Raw genomic sequence first — 22,679 nt, 5'->3', positions numbered from 1 at the left:
CTCACGGTGTAGATCGTGCCACCGACGTTCACCGTCAGGGTAGTCGCACCCTGCGGCGGGTTGCTCAGCTGGAAGTTGAAGGTGATGTTCGCATCGCCTTCTTTCGCCGCCTCGGCGGAAACCGCCACGGTGGTGTTGTCGATAGTGTCTTCGACAGTCACCGTGGTGGTAGCGCCCGTCAGGTCGACTGCTTCGAAGTTACCGCCATTCACCGCAGTCACGGTCGCGGTCAGCGAGGATGGATCGGTGTAGACATCTTCACCATTGCTGTTCGGCACCTGCAAGGTGCCCTTGCCCTCGGCATCAATGGCAACGGTGTAACTGGTGCCGCCCACATTGACCGTCAGGGTCGTAGTGGAGCCCGGCTGCGGCGGGTTGCTCAGCTGGAAGTTGAAGGTGACGTTGGCGTCGCCTTCCTTGGCCGGCTGGGCGGTGACCGCAACGGTGGTGGTATCGACCGTATCCTCGACGTTCGCAGTGCCGGTGGCACCCGTCAGGTCGACCGCTTCGAAGTTACCGCCAGTGACCGCGGTCACGGTGGCGGTTACCGTCGACGGGTCGGTGTAGACGTCTTCACCGTTGGTGTTCGGGACTACCAGAGTGCCCTTGCCCGAGGCGTCGACGGTCACGTTGTAGCTGGTACCACCGACGTTGACGGTCAGCGTGGTGGTGCTGCCGGCCTGCGGCGGGTTGCTCAGCTGGAATTCGAAGGTGATGTTCGGGTCACCCTCCTTGGCCGGCTGCGCGGTGACGGCAACGGTGGTGGTGTCGATGGTATCGACGATCTGGGTCACCGCCGGGGTCGGGTCCGGTGTAACGATGATGCCACCGCCGGTGGTACCGGTGATGGTGGTGGAAATCTCGCTGGCATCGATGTACGGCGTGTCGTTCGGCGGGATGGTGACACTGACGGTGCCGGTGGTCTGGCCGGCGCTGATGACGATCACCTGGCCGTTGGACAGCGTGATGGTCAGGTCGGTCAGTGGCGCCTGGCCCAGGGTTGCGGTGTAGACGATGACGCCACCGGCTTCGGTGATCGACGGTGTGGCGCTGAGCGTAAGGCCCGTGGCGATCACCGCAGCGGCGGTAGTGGTGTCGGTCGCGCCGACTTCCTGATCCGTGGCCAGGGTTTCAAAGCCGATCGGGCCTGTCGGGAAACCGATGGTCGGGTCGACCACGCCAGCCGTTTCCGCCAGCATCACGAACGAGTGGCCGCCACCCACGGTGCCGCCCCCGGCAGCTGCCGGGCCGGCCGCGGTTGCTTCAAGCTCGGTGGTCGGGTCGGCGCCGGCAGCGATCGCCTGTTGCAGCTCCTCGACCGAAGGCGCGGCCTGGGCAGTTGCCTGGCTCAGGTCGGTGGTGCTGTCAGGAGCGTCTGCGCTCCACTGCGTGTCGCGGCCCAGGTCAATCATACGCCCATCGGAGAGTTCCAGCGTGACAGCGCCGCCGACCCCAGTCAGGACCTGCTCGCCTGCCAGCAGTCGATCGCCCTCGATCAGAACGCGACGAATGCCCTCTGGGGAAACTGCGATGACCTGACCAACAATGCTTTTGACAATAGCAACAACACTGCTCATGGGGACTCTCCGGGATAGCCGCTTAAGTGGGCGTCTTGCCTAGCCGGCCTTAAACACCGCTATGCGATTTGTGAAAAATGGGACTGCATAAAGTGTCAATTTTGACGTCAATTATTTGTCTATAACTTGCAGGAATTAACTTTCTGCCAAACTATTGACCTTCATCCCGCCATCCTAAACAATTAGTAGGGTAATGTCACATTGATATGTTTCACCGATGTAACCCTTCCTCGTACGTTTCGCAGTACCGCTTCGGAAAGGTCCACTTACGGTTAGGAAATGTTGCCATTCAGCAGGCAGGACCGGCTCTGGCCGTGACTTGCGAAAAGCACTCCCCGGGAATAACTCAAAACATGCGTGCATCTGTATTCGCTGCTCTTCCGTTCGCCCTTTCCATTGGTTTTGTCCAGGCCCAGACCTTGCCTGAGGCCATGCAGAAGGCGCTTGAGGTCCATCCCGAAATCCAGGCCGGCGTCAACGCCCGGACCGCTGCTGACTACCAACTGCGCGCTGCCAAAGGCGGCTACCTGCCCAAAGTCGACCTGACCGCCGGCTACGGCCGTGAAGGCACCGACAGCCCGAGCACCGGCAATCGCTGGGAAACCCTGAACCGCGGCGAGTCGGCCATCCGCCTGCGACAAATGGTCTTCGACGGCTTCGCCACCCCGAACGAAGTCGGGCGTCAACAAGCCACCGTCAATTCCCGCGCCTATTCCCTGCTGGGTACCTCCGAGCGCACCGGGCTGGAAGTGGCGCAGGTCTATCTGGACGTGCTGACCCGCCGTGAGATGGTGCGCCTGGCCCAGGACAACCTGAGCAACCACGAACGCGTGCTTGACCAGATCAAACTGCGCACCAGCCGCGGCGTCGGCCGCTATGCCGACCTCGACCAGGCCGAAGCGCGCCTGGCCCAGGCGCGCAACAACCTGATCACCGAGCAGACCAACCTGGCCGATGCCAACACCAACTACCTGAGCGTGGTGGGCCAGATGCCGGACGAACTGAGCGCACCGGCGCCTTTCATCGACCTGCTGCCGGCAAACCTCGACGAAGCCCGCCACCAGCTGGTTGAAAGCAGCCCGATCCTGCGTTCGGCCGAATCCGACATCGCCGCAGCGGAAAAACAGTACGAAACCGCCAAGTCGACGTTCTACCCTCGCTTCGATGCAGAGCTCGGCCGCACCGCCGATAACAACCTCGACGGTGTGCAGGGCCACAACAACGAGTGGCAGGCGATGCTACGAATGAACTTCAACCTGTACAATGGCGGCAGCAACAAGGCCGACCTCGAGTCGAAGTCGTACCTGGCCAACCAGGCCCTGGATATCCGCAACAATGCCCTGCGCCAGCTCAACGAAGAATTGGGCCTCGCCTGGAACGCCCTGGAAAACGCCAACGCCCAGGTACCGATAGCCCAGCAGTACGTCGATCACAGCATCCGCGTGCGCAGTGCCTACCAGCAGCAGTTCAGCCTGGGTGAGCGTACCCTGCTCGACTTGCTCGACAGTGAAAACGAAACCTTCACTGCCCAGCGCCGCCTGGCAGAAGTGAAGAACATTCAGGTATATACCCAGTACCGCATCAAGGCGACCATGGGCCAGCTGCTCAAGAGCCAAGGCGTGGTCGCCCCGATGGCAACCGTCGTACAGAATGACATTAAACCCAATGTGAGCCTCCCAGGCATGAACTGAGACGCTCGCTCCCCCTGATCACCCGCATGGTTTGAAGAGAGCACCGCGTGGAATCCGAAGTCAGCCGAAGCCAGCTCAACCACGATCCACGCAGTCAGCACGACGATCCGTTTCTGGATAGCCTGCTGACCCTGTGTGTCCTGCACCAGAAGCCCGCCAGCCGGGCAATGCTCACCACCGGGCTGCCGCTCGAGGGCCAGCGCCTGACCACCGAGCTGCTGCCTCGCGCGGCGGCTCGAGCCGGCCTGCAGGGGCGCCTGCTGCAGCGCAAGCTGGAGCAGATCCCGACTATCGCCATGCCAGCCATGTTGCTGCTCAAGGGCGGCCGTGCCGCTGTGCTGCTGGGTTGGGAGAATGACAGCACTGCCCGCCTGCTGCTCAGCGAGAGCGATGGCGGTGAAGTGCTGGTGACCCGCGACGCACTCGAAGACGACTACAGCGGCAAGGTGTTCTTCGCCCAGCCGCAGCACAAATACGACGTCAACCACGGCAACCTCATCCCGCGTACCCGCTCGTGGTTCCGCGACACCCTGCTGCGCAGCAAATGGCTGTACGTCGATGCCATTGCCGCCAGCCTGGTAATCAACCTGATCGCCCTCGCCGCGCCCTTGTTCGTGATGAACGTCTACGACCGTGTGGTGCCCAACCAGGCCACCTCGACCCTGTGGGTGCTCGCACTGGGCATCACCGGTGCCTATGTGTTCGACCTGATCCTCAAGGGCTTGCGCAGCCTTTGCCTGGACCTGGCCGGCAAGAAGACCGACCTGATCGTATCGGCCACGCTGTTCGAGCGCATCGTCGGCATGTCGATGAAGTACCGACCAGCGCGGGTCGGCAGCTTTGCGCAGAACATTCATGAGTTCCAAGGCCTGCGCGACTTCCTCGCCTCGCTGACCCTGACCAGCCTGATCGACCTGCCCTTCACCTTGTTGGTGCTGATGGTGATCGCCATCATCGGTGGCCACCTGGTGTGGATCCCCGTGCTCGCGTTCCCACTGGCGCTGGGCATCGGTTACGCCTTGCAGAAGCCGCTGATGTCGACCATGGAGCGGACCATGGCGCTAGCCTCGGAACGCCAGTCGAGCCTGATCGAAACCCTCGCCGGGCTCGATGGGGTCAAGGTCAACAACGCCGAAAGCGAACGCCAGTACATGTGGGAGCAGACCCTGGGCACGCTCAGCCGCCTGGAGCTGCGGGTGAAGATGCTGTCGAGCCTGGCGATGAACATCACCATGCTGATCCAGCAACTGGCCGGCGTGGCGATGATCTGCCTGGGCGTGTACCTGATCATCGACGGAAACCTGAGCATGGGCGGCCTGGTGGCCTGCTACATGCTCAGCGGCCGCGCGCTCGGCCCGCTGGGCCAACTCAATGGCCTGCTGGCCCGCTACCAGCATGCCAAGGTGACCATGGTCTCCACCGACCAGATGATGGATCTGCCACAGGAGCGCAACTTCGAGGAGCGCCCGCTGAGCCGCCAGGTGCTGCAGGGCGCCATCGAGTTCCGCGGCGCCGAGTTCACCTACCCCAACCAGCAGAACCAGGCACTCAAGGGCCTCAACCTGGTGGTCAAACCGGGCGAAAGGATCGGCATCATCGGCCGCAGCGGTTCGGGCAAGAGCTCGCTGGCCAAGTTGATCGTGGGGCTTTATCAGGCAGACCAAGGCTCGCTGCTGATCGATGGCGTGGACATCCGCCAGATCGACGTCAGCGAGCTGCGCCACAACATCGGCTATGTGCCGCAGGATATCCAGCTGCTGGCCGGCACCCTGCGCGACAATCTGGTCAGCGGTGCACGCTACATCGAGGACGAACTGATCCTGCAGGCCGCCGAGCTGTCGGGTGTGCACGAATTTGCCCGCCTGCACCCGGATGGTTATGAGCTGCAAGTCGGCGAGCGTGGCCAGAACCTCTCCGGTGGCCAGCGGCAGAACGTGGCCCTGGCCCGGGCACTGCTGCTCAACCCGCAGATTCTGCTGTTCGACGAGCCCACCAGTGCCATGGACAATACCGGTGAAGAACGCCTCAAACAGCGCCTGCAGCCGGTGATCGAAGGCAAGACCCTGTTGCTGGTCACCCACCGTGCCTCACTGCTGTCGTTGGTAGACCGCCTGATCGTCATCGATCGCGGTCAGATCGTTGCGGACGGCCCGAAGGCCTCCGTCATGGATGCGCTGAAAAAGGGGCAGATCAGTGTCGCGTAAGCTGGATTTCATGCAGATCAAGGACAACCTTCGCCGTTACTTCAAAGGCTCCGAGTCCCTCGCCGGGCAGCCTTTGCCCGAGGTGGGCAAGTCGCTGATCGAGGATGCGCCGCGGGTGGTGCGGCTGACCATCTGGGGGGTGATCGCGTTCTTCCTGTTCCTGATCCTCTGGGCCAGCTTTGCCAAGGTGGACGAAGTCACCCGCGGAGAAGGCAAGGCCATTCCTTCCTCCAAGCTGCAGAAGATCCAGAACCTCGAGGGCGGAATCATCGCCGAGATCTACGCCAAGGAAGGGGAGATCGTCGAAGTCGGCCAGCCGCTGCTGCGCCTGGATGAAACCCGTTTCGCCTCGAACAAGGGCGAAACCGAGGCCGACCGCCAGGCCATGGCCCTGCGGGTAGAACGCCTGAGCGCGGAGGTGGAAGACCGCCCGCTGAACATCGACGATGTGCTGCGCAAGGCCGCCCCCAACCAGGCTGCCAACGAGCAATCGCTGTACCAGAGCCGCAAGCAGCAGCTGCGCGATGAAGTTGCCGGCCTGGAACAGCAGCTGGTGCAGCGCCAGCAGGAGCTGCGCGAGTTCAACTCCAAACGTGCGCAATATGCCAACAGCCTGCAGCTGCTGCGCCAAGAGATAAGCATGTCCGAGCCACTGGTGGCCCAGGGCGCGATTTCCCAGGTGGAAGTGCTGCGCCTACGCCGTTCCGAAGTGGAGAACCGCGGCCAGCTGGACGCCACCTCGCTGGCCATTCCGCGTGCCGAGGCGGCAATCCGCGAAGTGCAGAGCAAGATCGAGGAAACTCGCGGCAAGTTCCGCAGTGACGCCTTGACCCAACTCAACGAAGCGCGCACCGAACTGAACAAGGCCACTGCCACCAGCAAGGCCCTGGATGACCGCGTGCACCGCACCCTGGTCACCTCGCCAGTACGCGGCATCGTCAAGCAACTGCTGGTGAACACCATTGGCGGCGTGATTCAGCCGGGCAGCGACATCGTCGAGATCGTGCCGCTGGACGACAGCCTGGTGATCGAGGCGAAGATCCTGCCCAAGGACATCGCTTTTCTGCACCCCGGGCAAGTGGCTACAGTCAAGTTCACCGCCTACGACTACACCATCTATGGCGGGCTGAAGGCCAAGCTGGAGCAGATTGGCGCGGACACCATCACCGACGAAGACAAGAAAACCACCTACTACCTGATCCGCCTGCGCACCGACCGCAGCCACCTGGGCAGCGATGACAAGCCGCTGTTGATCATTCCGGGGATGGTGGCGACGGTGGATATCATGACCGGTGAGAAAACCATCATGAGCTATTTGCTCAAGCCCATCATCAAGGCACGCACCGAGGCGCTGCGCGAGCGTTGATCGTGCGTTTCAGGTGATGGTTTCATCGCGGGCTTTGCTCGCTCCTACCGGTACTTCTACAGGTAGGAGAGAGCAAATTCAGCGCTCACGCAGGGCTTCGGTGCGGGCCTTGATGATCGGTTTGAGCAGGTAGCTCATGATCGTCTTCTTGCCGGTCTTGATGTCGACCGTGGCGACCATGCCGGGGATGATCTGCAGCGGCTTGTCGTCGCTGCCCAGGTGGCTCTTGTCGGTGCGCAGGCGGATCGGGTAGTAGGTGGTCTTCTTGTCGTCGTCGGTGATGGTGTCGGCGCCGATCTGCTCGAGCTTGGCCTCGAGGCCGCCGTAGATGGTGTAGTCATACGCCGTGAACTTGACCGTGGCCTCCTGCCCCGGGTGCAGGAAGGCAATGTCCTTGGGCAGGATCTTCGCCTCGATCACCAGGGTGTCATCCAGCGGTACGATCTCGATGATGTCGCTGCCCGGCTGGATCACGCCGCCGATGGTGTTGACCAGCAGCTGCTTGACGATGCCGCGCACCGGTGAGGTGACCAGCGTGCGGTTGACCCGGTCGTCAAGCGCCTTGGTGGTGGCGGTGGCCTTGTTCAGGTCGGTACGGGCCTCGTTGAGCTGGGTCAGGGCGTCGCTGCGGAACTTGCCGCGGGTTTCCTCGATCTTGCTCTGCACTTCCATCACTGCCGCCTCGGCGCGCGGGATGGCCAGTTGGGTGGCGTCCAGCTCGCCCCGGGTTTCTACCTCGGAACGGCGCAGGCGCAGGATCTCCACCTGGGAAACCGCGCCCTTGGCCACCAGCGGCTCGGACATGCCGATTTCCTGGCGCAGCAGCTGCAGGCTGCTGGCGTACTGGGCGCGCTTGGAATTGAACTCGCGCAGTTCCTGCTGCTTCTGCACCAGCTGTTGCTGCAGGCCATTGACCTCGTCATTCAATTGCTGACGCCGGCTGGCGTACAGCGACTCCTCGCTGGACGCCTGGCTGGGGGCGGCCTCGCGCAGCTTGTCGTCGATCTTCAGCGGGGTGCCCTCGACCTCGGCGCTCAGGCGCTCGACGCGCAGGGCCATGGCCACGCGTTCGGCCTCGGTCTCGCCCTTGTTCGAGATGAAACGGGTTTCGTCCAGGCGCAGCAGCGGCTGGCCGATTTCCACCACCTCCCCTTCCTTGGCGAAGATCTCGGCGACGATGCCGCCTTCGAGGTTCTGCACCTTCTGCACCTTGGACGACGGGATGGCCTTGCCCTCGCCGCGGGTCACCTCGTCGATGGGCGCGAAACTGGCCCAGACGATGAGGAACAGGAAGAACGCGATCACGCCCCAGATGGTCAGGCGCACGACGCGCGGGGCGTCTTCGATGAGCGCCTTGTTGACCTCGGGCAACGGCTGCCCGTGCAGCGAGTCGGAGCCCTTGAAATAGCGGCGCAGGTTGTCCTTGAACTGACCGATATCGAGCTTATGCAACACTGATCTGCCCCTTCTTCAGTGCATCCATGACGGCGGCTTTCGGGCCATCGGCGACCACCTGGCCGCGGTCGATGACGATCAGCCGATCGACCAGCGTCAGCAGTGAGGCCCGGTGGGTCACCAGCAGCACGGTCTTGTTCTCGATCACCGCCTGCAAGCGCTGCTTGAGGCGCTCTTCGCCGGTGTTGTCCATGGCCGCAGTGGGCTCGTCGAGCAACAGGATCTGCGGGTTGAGCAACAGCGCGCGGCCCAGGGCGACGTTCTGCCGCTGGCCGCCGGAGAGGTTCTGGCCGCGTTCGCCGACCTGCAGTTCGTAGCCGTCCGGGTGCAGCCGGGCGAACTCGTGCACGCCGGCCAGTTCGGCGGCCTGCAGGATCAGCTCGTCCTCGATGTAGCGGGCGCCACTGACCAGGTTGTCGCGCAGGGTGCCGGCCAGCAATTGGATGTCCTGGGGCACATAGCCGATGTTGTGGCGCAGCTCGCTGACGTCGATCTGGCGGATGTCGACGCCATCGACCAGCAGCGAACCGTTGTCGGCCTCGTACAGGCCGACGATCAGCTTGGCCAGCGAACTCTTGCCCGAGCCACTGCGGCCGATGATGCCGACCTTCTCGCCCGGGCGAATGTTCAGGCTGATGTTCTTCAGGGCCATGTTCTGCTGGTTGGGGTAGGTGAAATCGACCCCGCGAAACTCGATCGCGCCCTGCAGCACCTGGCGGCTCAGCGGGCGCTCCTCGAAGTTGCGCTCCTGTGGCAGCTCCATCATCTGGTTGGTCGAGACCATGGTCACCTTGGCCTGCTGGTAACGCGCCAGCAAGCCGTTCAACTGCCCCAGCGGGCCCAGTGCGCGGCCGCTGAGCATGTAGCAGGCCACCAGGCCGCCCATGCTCAGGTTGCCATCGATGATCAGGTACACGCCGACGCAGATCATCGCCACCCCGGCCAGTTGCTGGATCATCAGGGTGATGTTCATGGCCAGGCCCGACAGCACTTTTACCCGCAGCTCGAGGCGGCTGAGGGTGCCGAGGGTCTGCTCCCAGCGATATTGGCGTTCGCTCTCGGCGTTGTTGACCTTGACCGCGTCCAGGCCAGCCAAGGTTTCGATCAGGCTCGACTGGCGTTCGGAGGCCAGCGCCATGGTCCGCTCCATGGTCGCCATCAGGGGTTTTTGCAGGGCATAGCCGATGCCCAGGGCCAGCGGGAAGGCGAGGATCGGAATCCACACCAGGTGCCCGCCGACGATGGCGATGACCATGAGGATGATCAGGGTGAACGGCAGGTCGATCAGGCTGGTCAGGGTCAGCGAGGCGAGGAAGTCGCGCAGGCCCTGGAACTCGTGGATGTTCTGGGCAAAGCTGCCGACCCGTGCCGGGCGGTACTTCATCGACATGCCAACGATGCGCTCGAACAGCGTGGCCGAGATGATCAGGTCGGTCTTCTTGCCGGCCAGGTCCAGGCACAGGCTGCGCAACCCTTTGAGGATCAGGTCGAACAGGTAGGCACCGGTAATGCCCACCGCCAGCACCCACAATGTCGAAGTGGCCTGGTTGGGCACCACGCGGTCGTAGACGTTCATCACGAACAGCGGCGCGGCCAGGGCGATCAGGTTGATCACCAGGCTGGCGGCGATGGCATCCATGTACAGCCATTTGCTGCGCAGCAGCGTGTCGCGGAACCAGGACTTGGCACGCGGGATCAGGTTGCCGTGGTTGACGTCGTACTTGTGCTGGGGCTGGGCGAAGAACACCTTGCCGCTGTAGTCCTCGACCAGCGCCTCGCGGCTGATCAGCACTTCGCCGCCGTCACTCTCGCTGAGCAACAGGCGCGCGGTGTCGGCGTTCTCCCAACCCAGCAGCACCGCGGCGCGGCCCTCCTTGAGCAGCAGCATGGCCGGCATGGCGATAGTCGGGATCTGCTCCAGCTTGCGCTGCAGCAGGCGCCCTTGCAGGCCGGCACGGGCGGCGGCGCGGGGCAGCAGCTCGGCATTCAGGCGTTGCGCAGGCAAGGGTAACCCGGTGGTCAACATCACCCGGCTGGCGGGCTTCTGGTGCAGCACACAAAGGGTCAGCAGGCAATCCAGCAGCGGATCGTCGTGTTGACTGCGCGGGTCGTGACTGAGCTGGGCTCGACGGACTTCGGATTCCACGTGGCGCTCTCTTCCTTGCGGTAGTTGGGGGGCAGGCACCCATCAACAATGGCCCGTTGTACTTTCAGGCGGTGAATTCTGAAATAGCGTCAACACTGGGGCAGCGATACGAAAAGACTAACGCGAGTTTGCCAAGGCGCAAGCCAGAAGTTGCCAAGGCCATCGCACTGGCAATTTGCTACAGCTCGCAAAACCGCGCCAATACTGGCTTACCGCTTCGTCACTGGCGTTATAGACCAGCGACCACCTTGCAACTAATACGAAAGTTAGAGTTGGCAAGCGGCCATTTCACGATATGACTTTAGGTTGGCCGTTTCTCGCAAAACAGCGAGTCGAGTCAATATTTCGCCACACTTCAAGCACGCAAGTGTTCAGAGTGCGAAAGATTGACAGGCACACCAAAAAGACACTTTCAAATCGTTCCACAACCCGTCGTCTTCGAGCGCCGGCGGGGGCATGGAAGGCACTGGTCGAGTCATCTGGAGAGTCCCATGAGCACTGTTGTCGCCATCGTCAAAAGCATTGTTGGCCAAGTCGTTGCGGTATCGCCGGAAGGTATCCGCCGGGTGCTCATCGAAGGAGATCGCCTGTTTGCAGGCGAACAGGTGCTGACTGGTGTCGGCGGCGCGGTCACCCTGCAGCTGACCGACGGGCGCTATGTCGACCTGGGCCGCGACAGCCAGTGGAGCGGCAGCGCGCCTGACCAGAGCACCGACATGTGCATGGCCACCGCCCAGACCGCACCGTCAGTGGAACAGCTGCAACAGGCGATCCAGGCCGGCGTCGACCCGACCACCGCGCTGGAAGCGACCGCGGCCGGCCCGACCTCGTCGGGCAGCAGCACGGGCGGGGCGCTCGGCGGTGGGCACAGCGTGGTGCTGCTCGAGGAAACCGCCGCTCGGGTCGACCCGACGATCGGCTACACCACCGGGCCGCTGAATTTCAGCGAAGACCTCAACTTCGAATTCGCCGCTGGCCCGCAGACCACCAGCACTGCGCTGGCCGCCGAGCTGGGCACCGCCGTGGTGCTGAGCGCGACGCCGTCGATCAGCGAGGCGGGCGGCACCATCGTCTACGTCGCCACGCTCGGCCAGGCGCCGCTCAGCGCGCTGACCGTGACCTTGTCCAATGGCGCGGTGATCGTGATCGCCGCCGGGCAGACCAGCGGCTCGGTGAGCGTGCCGGTCGCCCCCGGCACCACGGTGTATGCCGATGATCGTCAGATCTCGGCCACCATCACCAGCACCAGTGGCGGCGGCATCCCGGTCAGCATCGATGGCACGCCGGCCGACACCCGTGTGGTCGGCACCGTCGACACCACCACCGCCACCCTCAGCGCCAGCCCCAGCGTGGCCGAAGGCGGCGCGCTCACCTACACCGTGACCCTCAGCCACCCGGCCCAGACGGCCGTAACGGTCACCTTGTCCAACGGCCAGGTCATCAGCATCGCTGCGGGCCAGAGCAGCGGCAGCGTGGTGCTGCAGACGGCCAACGATGTGTACAACGGCACCACCACCCTCAGCACCCACATCACCTCCGCCACCGGCGGCAACTTCGAGCACCTGGAGGCCAGCCCGGCGCCGGTGCTGACCGTGGTCAGCGACACGCTCGATACCAGCACGGTGACCCTGAGCGCCACGCCATCCGTGGCCGAGGGCGGCACCATTGTCTACACCGCCAGCCTTTCCGCGCCGGTGACCGGCAGCCCCGTGGTGGTGACCCTGGCCGGCGGCCAGACCATCACCGTGGCGGTCGGCCAGAGCAGCGGCACGGTGAGCGTGCCGGTGGCCAACGACGTGTATCAGGGCCAGGGCCAGGTCAGCAACAGCATCTCCGGGGTTTCAGGGGGCAACTTCGAGAATCTGGCGGCCAACTCCACACCCGTCAGCACCACCATCAGCGATGCCCAGGACCTCACCAGCGTCACCCTCAGTGCGACCCCGAGCGTGGCCGAGGGCGGCCAGATCATCTACACGGCGACCCTCAGCAACCCCGGCCAGACGGCCGTCACCGTGACCCTGAGCAATGGCCAGAGCATCACCATCGCGGCCAACCAGACTTCGGGCAGCGTCAGCGTGGCCGCGCCTGGCGATGACCCCTATGCCGATGCCGGGCTGGTCAGCGCCCGCATCACCGGCGCCACGGGCGGCAATTTCGAAAGCCTGGCGATCAACGCTACGCCGGCGGTGACCTCGGTCACCGATACCCTCGATGTTTCGACCGTGAGCCTGACCGCCACGCCTTCGGTGGCAGAAGGCGGCACCATTGTCTATACCGCCACCGTCAACGCACCGGTCACCGGCTCGCCTCTGGTGGTGAACCTGGCCAATGGGCAGAGCATTACCATCGCTGTCGGCCAGAGTTCGGGCAGCACCTTGGCGCCGGTGAGCAATGACGCCTACCTGGGCCATGCGCCGGTGACCAACAGCATCACCGGGGTCAGTGGCGGCAATTACGAGCAACTGGTGGCCAACCCGGCGCCGGTCAGCACCAGCGTCACCGACGTGCAGGACACCACCACCGCCACGCTCACCGCCACACCTTCCGTGGCCGAAGGCGGCACCATCGTCTACACCGCCAGCGTCGACGCCCCGGTGACCGGCTCGCCGGTGGTCATCACCCTGGCCAACGGGCAGACCATCACCATTGCCGTCGGGCAAAGCTCGGGCACGGCCACCGGTACCGCCAGCAACGATGTCTACCAGGGCCATGCGCCGGTGACCAACAGCATCACCGCCATCAGTGGCGGCAATTACGAACACCTGGTGGCAAACCCGGCACCGGTCAGCACCAGCGTGACCGATGTACAGGACAGCGTGCGCGCCACCTTGAGCGCGACCCCGGCGGTCGCCGAAGGCGGCACCATCGTCTACACCGTGACCCTCGATGCACCGGCCAGCGGATCACCGGTGCTGGTGACCCTGGCCAACGGCCAGACCATCAGCATCGCGGTCGGGCAAAGCACAGGCACCGCCACGGCCACCGTCAGCAACGAGCCCTACCAGGGGCATGCGCCGATCAGCAACAGCATCACCGGCCTCTCGGGCGGCAACTTCGAAAACCTGGTGCAGGACCAGACGCCGGTCAGCACCAGCGTGACCAACGTGCCGGACACGGTCGCCCTGACCCTGACCGCGACGCCGAGCGTCGCCGAAGGCGGCACCATCACCTACACCGCGACGGTGAACGCGCCGGTCACTGGCACGCCGCTGGTGATCAGCCTTGCCAACGGCCAGACCATCACCATCCCGGTCGGGCAAAGCGCGGGGACGGCGACCGCGGCGGTGGACAACGATGCCTACCTGGGGCATGCACCGGTCAGCAACAGCATCAGCGGGGTCAGTGGCGGCAACTACGAGAACCTGGTCGCCAACCCGGCACCGGTCAGCACCACGGTGACCGATGCCCAGGACACCACCAGCGTCACCCTGACCGCCACTCCAAGCGTGGCCGAAGGCGGCAGCATCGTCTACACCGCGCATGTCGGGGTGCCGGTCACCGGCAGCCCGGTCGTGGTCAACCTGGCCAACGGCCAGACCATCACCATCCCGGTCGGCCAGACCTCGGCCACCGCCACCGGCGTGGTCAGCAACGATGTCTACCAGGGCCACGCCCCGGTCACCAACAACATCACCAGCGTCAGCGGCGGCAACTACGAAAACCTGGTGGCCAACCAGACGCCGGTCAGCACCACCGTCAGCGATGTGCAAGACACCACCACCGTCACCCTGAGCGCCACCCCAAGCGTGGCCGAGGGCGGCACCATTCTCTACACCGCCAGCGTCAACGCGCCGGTCACCGGCAGCCCGGTGGTGGTCAGCCTGGCCAACGGCCAGACCATCACCATCGCGGTGGGCCAGTCTTCGGGCACGGTCACGAGCGTCGCAAGCAACGATGCCTATGCAGGCCATGCGCCGGTCAGCAACAGCATCAGCGGGGTTTCGGGGGGCAATTACGAGAACCTGGTGGGCAGCCAGACGCCGGTCAGTACCACGGTCACCGATGTACAGGACACCACTGCCGTCACCCTGACTGCCACACCTTCCGTGGCCGAGGGCGGCACCATCGTCTACACCGCGACGGTGGGGGCGCCGGTCACCGGCAGCCCAGTGGTGGTCAACCTGGCGAACGGCCAGACCATCACCATCGCCGTTGGCCAGAGTTCGGGGACGGCCACCGGTGCCGTGACCAACGATGTCTACCAGGGCCATGCAGCGGTCAGCAACAACATCACCAGCGTCAACGGGGGCAGCTACGAGAACCTGGTCGCCGACCAGACGCCGGTCAGCACCGCCGTGACCGATGTCCAGGACACCACCACCGTCACCCTCACCGCCACGCCCTCCGTGGCCGAGGGCGGCACCATCGTCTATACCGCCTCGGTCGCGGCACCGGTCACCGGCAGCCCGGTCGTGGTCAGCCTGGCCAACGGCCAGACCATTACCATCCCGGTCGGCCAGAGCTCAGGCACGGCCACGGCGGCCGTGAGCAACGATGTCTACCAGGGGCATGCGGCGGTCATCAACAGCATCAGCGGGGTTTCGGGCGGCAATTACGAGAACCTGGTGGGTAACCAGACACCGGTCAGCACCACGGTGACCGATGTGCAGGACACCACCACCGTCACCCTCACCGCCACGCCATCCGTGGCAGAGGGCGGCACCATCGTCTATACCGCCTCGGTCGCGGCGCCGGTCACCGGCAGCCCGGTCGTGGTCAGCCTGGCCAACGGCCAGACCATCAGCATCCCGGTCGGCCAAAGCTCAGGCACGGCCACGGCAGCCGTGAGCAACGATGCCTACCTGGGCCATGCGCCGGTGACCAACAGCATCACCGGGGTGTCGGGCGGCAACTACGAAAACCTGGTCGGCAGCCAGACACCGGTCAGCACCAGCGTCACTGATGTGACGGACACCACCACGGTGACGCTGACGGCGACGCCGTCGGTGGCCGAGGGCGGCACCATCGTCTACACCGCCTCCGTCGCGGCGCCGGTCACCGGCAGCCCGGTGGTGGTCAACCTCGCCAACGGCCAGACCATCACCATCCCGGTCGGCCAGAGCTCAGGCATCGCTACCGGTGCGGTGAGCAACGACGTCTACCAGGGCCATGCGCCGGTGACCAACAGCATCACCAGCGTCAGCGGTGGCAGCTACGAAAACCTGGTCGCCAACCAGACACCGGTCAGCACCAGTGTCAGCGATGTGCAAGACACCACCACCGTCACCCTGACCGCCACCCCAAGCGTGGCCGAGGGCGGCACCATCGTGTACACCGCGACGGTAGGCTCTCCGGTCACCGGCAGCCCGGTCGTGGTCAGCCTGGCCAATGGGCAGACCATCACCATTGCAGTCGGCCAAAGCTCCGGTACTGCCACTGGCGCCGTCAGCAACGACGTCTACCAGGGCCATGCAGCGGTTACCAACAGCATCACCGCGGTCAGCGGCGGCAGTTACGAAAACCTGGCCGCCAACCAGACGCCGGTCAGCACCAGCGTCAGCGATGTGCAGGACACCACCACGGTCACACTCACCGCCACGCCATCGGTGGCCGAGGGCGGCACCATCGTCTACACCGCCTCCGTCGCCGCGCCGGTCACCGGCAGCCCGGTGCTCGTCAGCCTGGCCAACGGCCAGACCATCACCATTGCGGTCGGCCAGAGCTCGGGCACTGCCACAGGCGCTGCCAGCAACGATGTCTACCAGGGCCACGCAGCGGTCACCAACAGCATCACCGGGGTTTCGGGGGGCAATTACGAGAACCTGGTCGGCAGCCAGACGCCGGTCAGCACCACCGTGACCGATGTCCAGGACACCACCAGCGTCACCCTCACCGCCACGCCATCGGTGGCCGAGGGCGGCACCATCGTCTACACCGCCTCCGTCGCCGCGCCGGTCACCGGCAGCCCGGTGGTGGTGACCCTGACCAATGGCCAGAGCATCACCATCCCGGTCGGTCAGAGCTCGGCCACGGCCACGGCCGCCGTCGGCAACGACGTCTATCAAGGCCACGTTCCCGTCACCAACAGCATCAGTGCTGTGAGCGGCGGCAACTACGAGAACCTGGTAGCCGACAAGACCCAGGTAAGCACCAGCGTCACCGATGTGACCGACAACACCACCGTGACCCTGACGGCGACGCCAAGCGTTGCCGAGGGCGGCACCATCACCTACACGGCCAGCGTGGGCGCGCCTGTGACCGGCAGCCCGGTCGTGGTCAACCTGGCCAACGGGCAGACCATCACCATCCCGGTCGGCCAGAGTTCCGGCACCGCCACCGGCGCCGTGACCAACGATGTCTACCAGGGCCATGCGCCGGTGACCAACAGCATCACGGCGGTCAGTGGCGGCAGTTACGAAAACCTCGTGGCCAACCAGACGCCGGTTTCCACTACGGTCACCGATGTCCAGGACACCACCACCGTTACCCTCACCGCTACACCATCCGTGACCGAAGGCGGCACCATCCTCTACACCGCCACCGTAGGTGCGCCGGTCACCGGCAACCCGGTGGTGGTGACCCTGGCCAACGGCCAGTCCATCACCATCGCGGTCGGGCAAAGCTCCGGCACCGCCACGGGTACGGTATCCAACGACGTCTACCAGGGCCACGCACCGGTCACCAACAGCATCAGCAATGTCACCGGCGGCAATTACGAGAATTTGGTCGCCGACAAGACACAGGTCAGCACCACGGTCACGGATGTCCAGGACACCACTACCGTCTCGCTGTCGGCCACCCAGACCGTCGTCGAAGGCGGCCAGATCGTCTACACCGCGACCCTGACCAATGCCGCACAGTCGCCAGTGACCGTCACCCTTAGCAATGGCCAGTCCATCACCATCGCCGCCAACCAGACCTCCGGCAGTGTCAGCGTCGCCACCCACGGCGACAACCCATACCTCGATGCCGGGCAGATCAGCGCCAGCATCACAGACGCTTCGGGCGGCAACTTCGAGAAACTGGCGGTCAACAGCACGCCAGCGGTGACCAGTGTCACCGATACCGTCGACACCTCGACCGTCAGCCTGACAGCTACACCATCGGTGGCCGAGGGCGGCACGATCGTCTACACCGCCACGGTGACGGCGCCGGTCACCGGCTCTGCCGTGGTCGTGACCCTGGCCAACGGCCAGAGCATCACTATCCCGGTCGGCCAGAGCTCCGGCACTGCCACGGGTGCTGTCAGCAACGACGTCTATCAAGGCCATCCGGCCGTCAGCAACAGCATCAGCAACGTGTCCGGCGGCAACTACGAAAACCTGGTGGCGGACAAGACTCCGGTCAGCACCAGCGTTACCGATGTGCAGGACACCACCACCGTCACCCTGACCGCCACACCGTCCGTGGCCGAGGGCGGTACCATCGTCTATACCGCCAGCGTCGCTGCGCCGGTCACCGGCAGCCCAGTGATCGTCGGCCTGGCGAACGGCCAGACCATCACCATCCCGGTCGGCCAGAGTTCCGGCACCGCCACCGGCGCGGTGAGCAACGACGTCTACCAGGGCCACGCACCGGTCACCAACAGCATCACCACCGTCAGCGGTGGCAACTACGAAAACCTGGTCGCCAGCCAGACGCCGGTGTCGACCACGGTCACCGATGTCCAGGACACCTCCACCGTGACCCTGACCGCCACTCCAAGCGTGGCCGAAGGCGGCACCATCACCTACACCGCCACGGTGAATGCGCCGGTCACCGGCTCGCCGGTGCTGGTGAGCCTGGCCAACGGGCAGACCATCACCATTGCCGTCGGCCAGAGCTCCGGCACGGCCACCGGTGCCGTGACCAACGACGTCTACCAGGGCCATGCACCGGTCACCAACAGCATCAGCAATGTTTCCGGCGGCAGCTACGAGAACCTGGTCGCCGACAAGTCCCAGGTCAGCACCAGCGTGACCGATGTGCAGGACACCACCACCGTGACCCTGACCGCCACGCCAAGCGTGGCCGAGGGCGGCACCATCATCTATACCGCGAGTGTGGGTGCCCCCGTCACCGGCAGCCCGGTCGTCGTCAACCTGGCCAACGGGCAGACCATCACCATCCCAGTCGGCCAAAGTTCCGGCACCGCTACCGGTGCCGTGACCAACGATGTCTATCAGGGCCACGCCGCCGTCAGCAACAGCATCACCAGCGTCAGCGGCGGCAATTACGAGAACCTGGCCGCCAACCAGACGCCGGTCAGCACCAGCGTCACCGATGTGCAGGACACCACCACGGTGTCGCTGTCGGCCACCCAGACCGTTGCCGAGGGCGGCCAGATCGTCTACACCGCGACCCTGACCAATGCCGCACAGTCGCCAGTGACCGTGACCCTGAGCAATGGCCAGACCATCACCATCGCCGCCAACCAGACCTCCGGCAGCGTCGCCGTCGCGGCGCCGGGCGATGACCCGTACCTCGATGCCGGTCAGGTCAGCGCGCGCATTACCAATGCTTCAGGCGGCAACTTCGAGAACCTGGCGGTGAACAGCACGCCAGCGGTGACCAACGTCACCGATACCGTCGACACCTCGACCGTGAGCCTGACCGCCACGCCGTCGGTGGCCGAGGGCGGCACCATCGTCTACACCGCCACGGTGACTGCGCCGGTCACCGGCTCTGCCGTGGTCGTGACCCTGGCCAACGGCCAGAGCATCACCATCCCGGTCGGCCAGAGTTCCGGCACCGCCACGGCGACCGTCAGCAACGACGTGTACCAGGGCCACCCTGCAGTCGCCAACAGCATCAGCAACGTCTCCGGTGGCAACTTCGAGAACCTGGTCGCCGACAAGACCCCGGTCAGCACCAGCGTCAGCGATGTGCAGGACACCACCACGGTCACCCTGACCGCCACGCCGTCGGTGGCCGAAGGTGGCACCATCACCTACACCGCTACCGTGGGTGCGCCGGTCACCGGCAACCCTGTCGTGGTCACCCTGGCCAACGGCCAGACCATCACCATCCCGGTCGGCCAGAGTTCCGGCACCGCCACAGGCGCGGTGAGCAATGACGTCTACCAGGGCCATGCGCCCGTGACCAATCACATCACCGCCGTCAGCGGCGGCAGCTACGAGAACCTGGTCGCCAACCAGGCGACGGTCAGCACCAGCGTGACCGACGTGCAGGACACCACCACCGTCTCGCTGTCGGCGACCCCGAGCGTGGCCGAGGGCGGCCAGATCGTCTACACCGCCAGCCTGACCAGCGCCGCGCAGTCGGCCGTCACGGTCACCCTGAGCAACGGCCAGACCATCACCATCGCCGCCAACCAGTCCAGCGCCAGCATCAGCGTGGCCGCGCCCGCCGATGACCCGTACCTCGATGGCGGCCAGGTCAGTGCCCGCATCACCAACGCCACCGGGGGCAATTTCGAGAACCTGGCGGTGAACAACGCGCCAGCGGTGACCAGCATCAGCGACACCGTGGACACCTCCACCGTCACCCTGACGGCCACCCCGAGCGTGGCCGAAGGCGGCACCATCGTCTATACCGCCACGGTCACCGCGCCAGTCACCGGCTCTGCCGTGGTGGTCGCCCTGGCCAATGGGCAGAGCATCACCATCCCCGTCGGCCAGAGCGCCGGCACGGCCACCAGCACCGTGAGCAATGACGTCTACCAGGGCCACGCCCCGGTCACCAACCACATCACCGGCGTCAGTGGCGGCAACTACGAAAACCTGGTGGCCAACCCGGCAACGGTCAGCACCACGGTGACCGACGTGCAGGACACCACCACCGTGACCCTGACCGCCACACCGACCGTGGCCGAGGGCGGCACCATCGTCTACACCGCCAGCGTTGGCGCGCCGGTCACCGGCAGCCCGGTGGTGGTCACCCTGACCAATGGCCAGACCATCACCATCCCGGTCGGCCAGAGTTCCGGCACGGCCACGACCAGCGTGGGCAATGAGTCCTACAACGAGCACGCACCGATCAACAACAGCATTTCCCACGTTTCCGGCGGCGACTACGAGCAGCTGGTTGCCAGTCAGGCGCAGGTTTCCACCACCGTCACCAATGTCCAGGACACCACTACCGTCACCCTGACCGCCACCCCGTCGGTGGTCGAAGGCGGCACCATCGTCTACACCGCCACGGTCAACAGCCCGGTCACCGGCTCTGCCGTGGTGGTCACCCTGGCCAATGGGCAAAGCATCACCATCCCGGTCGGGCAGAGTTCCGGCACCGCCACGGGCACCGCGAGCAACGACGTCTACCAGGGGCATGCCCCGGTCAGCAACAGCATCACGGCGGTGTCAGGCGGCAACTACGAGGACCTGGTCGCCGATCGCACACCGGTCAGCACCTCCGTCACCGATGTACAGGACACCACCAGCGTTTCCCTGTCGGCGACCCAGACCGTGGCCGAGGGCGGGCAGATCGTCTATACCGCCACCCTGACCAGCGCCGCGCAATCGGCGGTGACCGTCAACCTGAGCAATGGCCAGACCATCACCATTGCCGCCAACCAGATGTCGGGCAGCGTCACCGTCGCGGCCCCCGGCAACGACCCGTATCTCGATGCCGGACCGGTCAGTGCGCACATCACCACGGCTTCTGGCGGCAACTTCGAGAACCTGGCGGTCAACGGCACGCCAGCGGTGACGGACGTCACCGACACGGTCGATACCACCAGTGTGACCCTGAGCGCCACGCCCAGCGTGGCCGAGGGTGGCAGCATCATCTACACCGCTACAGTCGGCGCGCCGGTCACGGGCAGCCCGGTCGTGGTCACACTGGCCAACGGCCAGACCATCACCATCCCGGTCGGCCAGAGCTCCGGCACCGCCACGGGTGCGGTGAGCAATGACGTCTACCAGGGCCATGGCCCGGTCACCAACAGCATCAGCAACGTGACCGGCGGCAATTACGAGAACCTGGTGGCCGACAAGAGCCAGGTCAGCACCAACGTCACCGATGTGCAGGACACCACCACCGTTTCCCTGTCGGCGACCCAGACCGTCGCCGAGGGTGGCCAGATCGTCTATACCGCGACCCTGACCAATGCCGCGCAGTCGCCAGTGACCGTGACCCTGAGCAATGGCCAGACCATCACCATCGCCGCCAACCAGACCTCCGGCAGCGTCGCCGTTTCCGCGCCGGGCGATGACCCGTACCTCGATGCCAGCCAGGTCAGCGCCCGCATTACCAATGCCTCGGGCGGTAATTTCGAGAACCTGGCGGTCAATAGCACGCCTGCGGTGACCAACGTCACCGATACCGTCGACACCTCGACCGTGAGCCTGACCGCCACGCCGTCGGTGGCCGAGGGCGGCACCATCGTCTACACCGCCACGGTGACGGCGCCGGTGACCGGCTCTGCCGTGGTCGTGACCCTGGCCAACGGGCAGACCATCACCATCCCGGTCGGGCAAAGTTCCGGCACCGCCATCGCAGCCGTCAGCAACGACGTCTATCAGGGCCATCCAGCGGTCAGCAACAGCATCAGCAACGTTTCGGGCGGCAACTACGAGAACCTGGTCGCCAACAAGGCGGCGGTCAGCACCACGGTGACCGATGTCCAGGACACCACCACGGTGACCCTCACCGCCACGCCATCGGTGGCCGAAGGCGGCACCATCGTCTACACCGCCACCGTGGGCGCCCCCGTCACCGGCAGCCCGGTGGTCGTGAGCCTGGCCAACGGGCAGACCATCACCATTGCCGTTGGCCAGAGCTCCGGCACCGCCACCGGTGCCGTGAGCAACGACGTCTACCAGGGCCATGCCCCGGTCACCAACAACATCACCGCCGTCAGCGGCGGCAACTACGAGAATCTGGTGGCCAATACCGCCACGGTCAGCACCAGCGTGACCGACGTGCAGGACACCACCACGGTCACCCTGACCGCCACACCTTCCGTGGCCGAGGGTGGCACCATCGTCTACACCGCCAGCGTGGGCGCACCGGTGACCGGCAACCCGGTCGTGGTGACCCTGACCAATGGCCAGACCATCACCATCCCGGTCGGCCAGAGTTCCGGCACGGCCACCGGTATCGTCAGCAACGACGTCTACCAAGGCCACGCGCCGGTCACCAACAGCATCAGCAATGTGTCCGGCGGCAATTACGAGAACCTGGTGGCCGACAAGACCCAGGTCAGCACCAGTGTCACCGATGTGACGGATACCACCACGGTCACCCTCACCGCCACGCCGTCGGTGGCCGAGGGCGGGACCATCACCTACACGGCCAGCGTGGGCGCGCCCGTGACCGGCAGCCCCGTGGTGGTCAGCCTCGCCAATGGGCAGACCA

General features: G+C 65.1%; 7 protein-coding genes (1 of these 7 running past the window's edge). 4 read left to right on the top strand and 3 right to left on the bottom strand.

Features of this window, described 5'->3' with window-relative positions; all coding sequences use genetic code 11:
• Positions 1-1,577: retention module-containing protein (locus tag ACIP21_RS27940; protein WP_400694728.1), on the bottom strand; the 1,577-nt coding region annotated here is incomplete at its 3' end.
• Between the two features lie 353 nt (positions 1,578-1,930).
• On the opposite strand from ACIP21_RS27940, the gene ACIP21_RS27935 reads away from it, so the two are divergent.
• Genes ACIP21_RS27935 through ACIP21_RS27925 form a run of 3 tightly spaced genes read left to right on the top strand, consistent with a single transcriptional unit; the run spans position 1,931 to position 6,838 of the window.
• Positions 1,931-3,268 (top strand): TolC family outer membrane protein, encoded by a 1,338-nt coding sequence (locus ACIP21_RS27935; RefSeq protein WP_400694726.1) that lies wholly within the window; start codon positions 1,931-1,933, stop codon positions 3,266-3,268.
• Between the two features lie 47 nt (positions 3,269-3,315).
• Entirely contained in the window at positions 3,316-5,472 is a 2,157-nt protein-coding gene (locus ACIP21_RS27930) for a type I secretion system permease/ATPase (RefSeq protein ID WP_400694724.1), read from the top strand.
• 10 nt (positions 5,473-5,482) lie between these two features.
• Entirely contained in the window at positions 5,483-6,838 is a 1,356-nt protein-coding gene (locus tag ACIP21_RS27925; RefSeq protein WP_400694734.1) for an HlyD family type I secretion periplasmic adaptor subunit, read from the top strand.
• 78 nt (positions 6,839-6,916) lie between these two features.
• Here ACIP21_RS27925 and ACIP21_RS27920 read toward each other — a convergent pair whose 3' ends face one another.
• Together ACIP21_RS27920 and ACIP21_RS27915 are read right to left on the bottom strand one after the other, a co-directional pair.
• Positions 6,917-8,293, bottom strand: a complete 1,377-nt coding sequence (locus ACIP21_RS27920; protein ID WP_400694722.1) for an HlyD family type I secretion periplasmic adaptor subunit — start codon at positions 8,291-8,293, stop codon at positions 6,917-6,919.
• Positions 8,283-10,439, bottom strand: coding sequence for a type I secretion system permease/ATPase (locus tag ACIP21_RS27915; RefSeq protein WP_400694720.1), 2,157 nt, complete (start codon positions 10,437-10,439; stop codon positions 8,283-8,285). Before ACIP21_RS27915 ends, ACIP21_RS27920 begins: the two co-directional genes overlap by 11 nt.
• 491 nt (positions 10,440-10,930) lie before the next feature.
• Between ACIP21_RS27915 and ACIP21_RS27910 the strand changes: the two genes are divergently transcribed.
• On the top strand, positions 10,931-22,679 hold the 5' end (the start) of the coding sequence (locus tag ACIP21_RS27910; protein ID WP_400694718.1) for an immunoglobulin-like domain-containing protein. The gene runs 18,947 nt beyond the window's last position; only the first 11,749 of its 30,696 coding nucleotides appear in the window; it begins with the start codon at positions 10,931-10,933; its stop codon lies off the right edge, out of view.

The sequence above is a fragment of the Pseudomonas sp. NPDC089401 genome (genome assembly GCF_044749485.1).
GTDB lineage: Bacteria > Pseudomonadota > Gammaproteobacteria > Pseudomonadales > Pseudomonadaceae > Aquipseudomonas.
The sequence above is the reverse complement of the archived record's forward strand: the minus strand, read 5'-3'. Positions and strand labels throughout refer to the sequence as shown.

Coding starts and splice junctions, on each gene's coding strand:
- ACIP21_RS27925 (WP_400694734.1), top strand. CDS start 5,483: ATGCAGATCAAGGACAACCTTCGCCGTTACTTCAAAGGCTCCGAGTCC.
- ACIP21_RS27935 (WP_400694726.1), top strand. CDS start 1,931: ATGCGTGCATCTGTATTCGCTGCTCTTCCGTTCGCCCTTTCCATTGGT.